This is a genomic window from Rhodoferax sp. (genome assembly GCF_039922535.1).
Taxonomy (GTDB): Bacteria; Pseudomonadota; Gammaproteobacteria; order Burkholderiales; family Burkholderiaceae_C; genus Rhodoferax_B.
In genome coordinates this window covers 1-3,510 of the sequence record NZ_JBDTEM010000127.1, presented here as the reverse complement: position 1 = coordinate 3,510, position 3,510 = coordinate 1, and the positions used below count along the sequence as shown (strand labels likewise).

Genomic DNA, 3,510 nt, shown 5'->3' with positions numbered 1-3,510 from the left:
TTTTGCGCTACAGCGCCAGCGATACCGCGGGTAACGCCAATCCGCTGGCTGGCCGGGTGCAGACCACCCTGTTTGGTGGCATTTCGCAGTCCGGGCGCTTTGTGCGCGACTACCTGTGGCAAGGTTTTAATACCGATGCCAAGCACAGACGCGTGTTTGACGGCATGCTGCCGCTGGTCGGTGGATCGCGCAAAACCTATACCAACTTCCGTTGGTCCAAACCGGGCGACTATTCGCGCCAACACGAAACGCACTACACGCCAGGCGACCAGTTTCCCTTTGGCTACGCCCCATTGACCGATCCGGTCAGCGGCAAGACCGACGGCCTGCTCATGAAATGCACAGCAGACGGCACCTGCCCCAAGGTCATCCAGTACGACAGCCCCATCGAATTCGGCGGTGCGCGGGCATCGCTGGTCGCCACCGACGGCGCGGGCCACGATGTCGCCATCCCGGACAACGTGCGGCTGTTCTTCGTCCCCGGCACCCAACATACGCCGTCCCAGCTAGCCTCCAATGCCCTGGTCCAGCCCGATATGGCGACCACCCGCAGCGTGGCGGCCACCTCTGCCTCGTTCGCACCGAATGCGCAAAACGCCAGCTCGGCGCTGGTGCGGGCGCTGTACCTGAACCTGGAAGGCTGGGCCAAAGGCACGGCACAACCCTTGGCCAGTGCCTGGCCGTCGGTACAGGCAGGTACCTTGGCGGTGCCGGGCAGTAGCGCCGCCAGCCTGGGCGGGCCGGATCTGTCGGCAGTGGCATTCACCGGGGTAACGGGCGCGCCGGGCCTGGCATTCAACGGCGTGTACAACACGCTGACCTTGAACGACTACAGCGTGATCCCCGCTGTGCCTTCAAACAAAAGCTACCTAGTGCAACTGCCCACCGTGAACAGCCAGGGCAACGAAATACCCGGTGTGAAGATGCCCGACTCCGCCGTGCCACTGGCCACCTTCACCGGCTACAGCCTGCGCAAATCCGGCTTCGTCGCAGGTGACCAAAATGGACTGAACGCATCGCAATTGGCCTTTGCCGCCACCGATGCCAGCCGCCAGGTGGGCGATCCACGCCCATCTATCCAGACCTTGTACGGCAGCAAGGCCGGGTACGTGGCGGCGGTGAACCAGTCTGTGAACGACCTGGTCGCCCGTGGTTTGATGCTCGACGGCCGCTTTGGTGCGGCCGATGCCGCGGCCTATCGCAACCGTGCCCAGGCGCAGATTCTGCAGCCCGGCATGGCTGCGTTGCCATAGTCTGCCCGGCCGCATCCACGCTGCAACCGGTGCGCCATCGCCGGGTCTGCCCCCGCCCGTGTACATGGCAGACCGGGCCAGCCCTCTAAAATCAGCCGGTGAACGCCGCTTTACCCCCCTCCGCCCTCCAACGCCGCGTCATTCGCGAGCTGCCCGACGAACTCATCAGCCAGATTGCCGCTGGCGAAGTGGTCGAACGCCCCGCCTCGGTGGTGCGCGAACTGGTCGACAACGCACTGGATGCCGGTGCCACCCAGATCACCCTGCGCCTGCTGGCCGGGGGTGTGCGCCTGATTGCAGTGGAAGACGATGGCGGCGGCATCCCGATGGAAGAGCTGCCCATCGCCCTGAAACGCCACGCCACCAGCAAGATCAGCAACCTGCAGGACCTGGAGTCGGTGGGCACCATGGGCTTTCGCGGCGAAGCCCTGGCCGCTATCAACTCCATAGCTGACATGGCAATCCTGTCGCGCGCCACTGGGCAATCGAATGCATTTTTATTGGACGGCCGCAGTGGCGAGCTAAAACCCGTGGCCCGCAGCACCGGCACCACGGTGGAGGTGAAAGAGCTGTTCTTCAGCACCCCGGCGCGGCGCAAGTTTTTAAAGACCGATGCCACCGAACTGGCCCACTGCGTGGAAGCCGTGCGCCGCCACGCCCTGGCCCGGCCCGACGTGGGCTTTGCCATCTGGCACGAGGGCAAACTGGTCGAGCAATGGCGCGCCTGCCCGGCCCCGAGCAACATCGACGCGATCAGCGCCCGCCTGCGCGACGTGCTGGGTGACGACTTTGCCGACCGCTCGGTGGCGGTAGACCACCGGAGCAGCATGCGCGACGACGGGGGCCAGGCGGTGCGCGTCTGGGGTCGGGTCGGCATTCCCGATGCCGCCCGCGCCCGGCCCGACCAGCAATTTGCCTACGTGAATGGCCGCTTTGTGCGCGACAAGGTCATCACCCACGCCGCCCGCAGCGCCTACGAAGACGTGCTGCACGGCCAGCGCCAGCCGATCTACGCGCTGTATGTTGAGATTGACCCCACCCGGGTGGACGTGAACGTGCACCCCACCAAGATCGAAGTGCGCTTTCGCGACAGCCGCGAGGTGCACCAGGCGGTGCGCCGCGCGGTGGATGCCGCCCTGGCGGCACCGCGTGCAGCGGCCGCCCTGGCTACCCCAACCAACCCGGAGAGCCCGGCTCCTGATTTTTTCAAGGAAAATAGGCCTCCAGCGCAGGTGCCGCCTGCACAAGCAGCTATGCAGTTTGTAGCACCCATCACCCACCACCGCGTGTCCGACATGGAGGCGCTGTGGCCGATCCAGCCCGCGGCGGCCGTGCCTCGGCCCGAATCTGCGCCCCCGCCCGCGCAGCCTTTGCCCGCTACGGAAGTCTGGCCCCTGGGCCGTGCCATCGCCCAGCTGCAAGGCATCTACATCCTGGCCGAAAACGCCCAAGGCCTGGTGATTGTGGACATGCACGCCGCCCACGAGCGCATCGTCTACGAGCGGCTGAAAACGCAACTGGTGGATGCGCGCATCACCAGCCAGCCATTGCTGATCCCGGTGACCTTCGCTGCCACGCCGCAAGAGGTCGCCACCGCCGAAGCCCACACCGAAGCCCTGGCCACGCTGGGCCTGGAGATCACCCCGTTCTCGCCCAAAACCCTGGCCGTGCGGGCTGTGCCCACCAGCCTGGTGCAGGGCGACGCGACCGAACTGGCACGCAGCGTGCTTGCCGAACTGGCACAACACGAGGCCAGCACCGTGATCCAACGCGCCCAAAACGAACTGCTAGGCACCATGGCCTGCCACGGTGCGGTGCGCGCCAACCGCCGCCTCACGGTCGATGAAATGAACGGACTGCTGCGCCAAATGGAAACTACCGACCGCTCTGACCAATGCAACCACGGCAGGCCCACGTGGCGGCAAATCACCATCAAGGAATTGGATGCACTCTTCATGCGCGGCCGCTAAACCATGAAACGCCTACTGGCACTCTTCCCCATCTTTGCTGTATTGAGCGCAGGCATTGCCCAGGCCGAAACGGTGGACTGCCACGTCAACTACGGCGGCGAAACCCAGTTCATCAGCGCCACGCCCACGGCGGCACCGTATGACGTAGCACCCATTGCCATTGGCTCGCTCTTCTTGTTCCGCATGGTGTTCCAGCGCACGCCACCGGGCCTGGGCGCGATCAAGGTCTACACCTATGTGGACCGCGACCCGCCACAAGGTGCCACGCTGGTACACCAGGCCGAATA

2 protein-coding genes and 1 pseudogene are annotated in these 3,510 nt (G+C 65.2%); all 3 read left to right on the top strand.

Annotated elements, in window-relative coordinates:
• On the top strand, positions 1–1,253 hold a 1,253-nt coding region (locus tag ABI213_RS06195; protein ID WP_348026428.1), incomplete at its 5' end, for an alpha/beta hydrolase domain-containing protein.
• Positions 1,254–1,351: 98 nt separating this feature from the next.
• A complete protein-coding gene (gene mutL, locus ABI213_RS06190) occupies positions 1,352–3,223 on the top strand; it encodes a DNA mismatch repair endonuclease MutL (RefSeq protein ID WP_348007321.1) in 1,872 nt (623 codons plus the stop codon).
• Positions 3,224–3,226: 3 nt separating this feature from the next.
• Positions 3,227–3,510 (top strand): annotated as a pseudogene (locus tag ABI213_RS06185) (hypothetical protein); the annotation flags it as partial.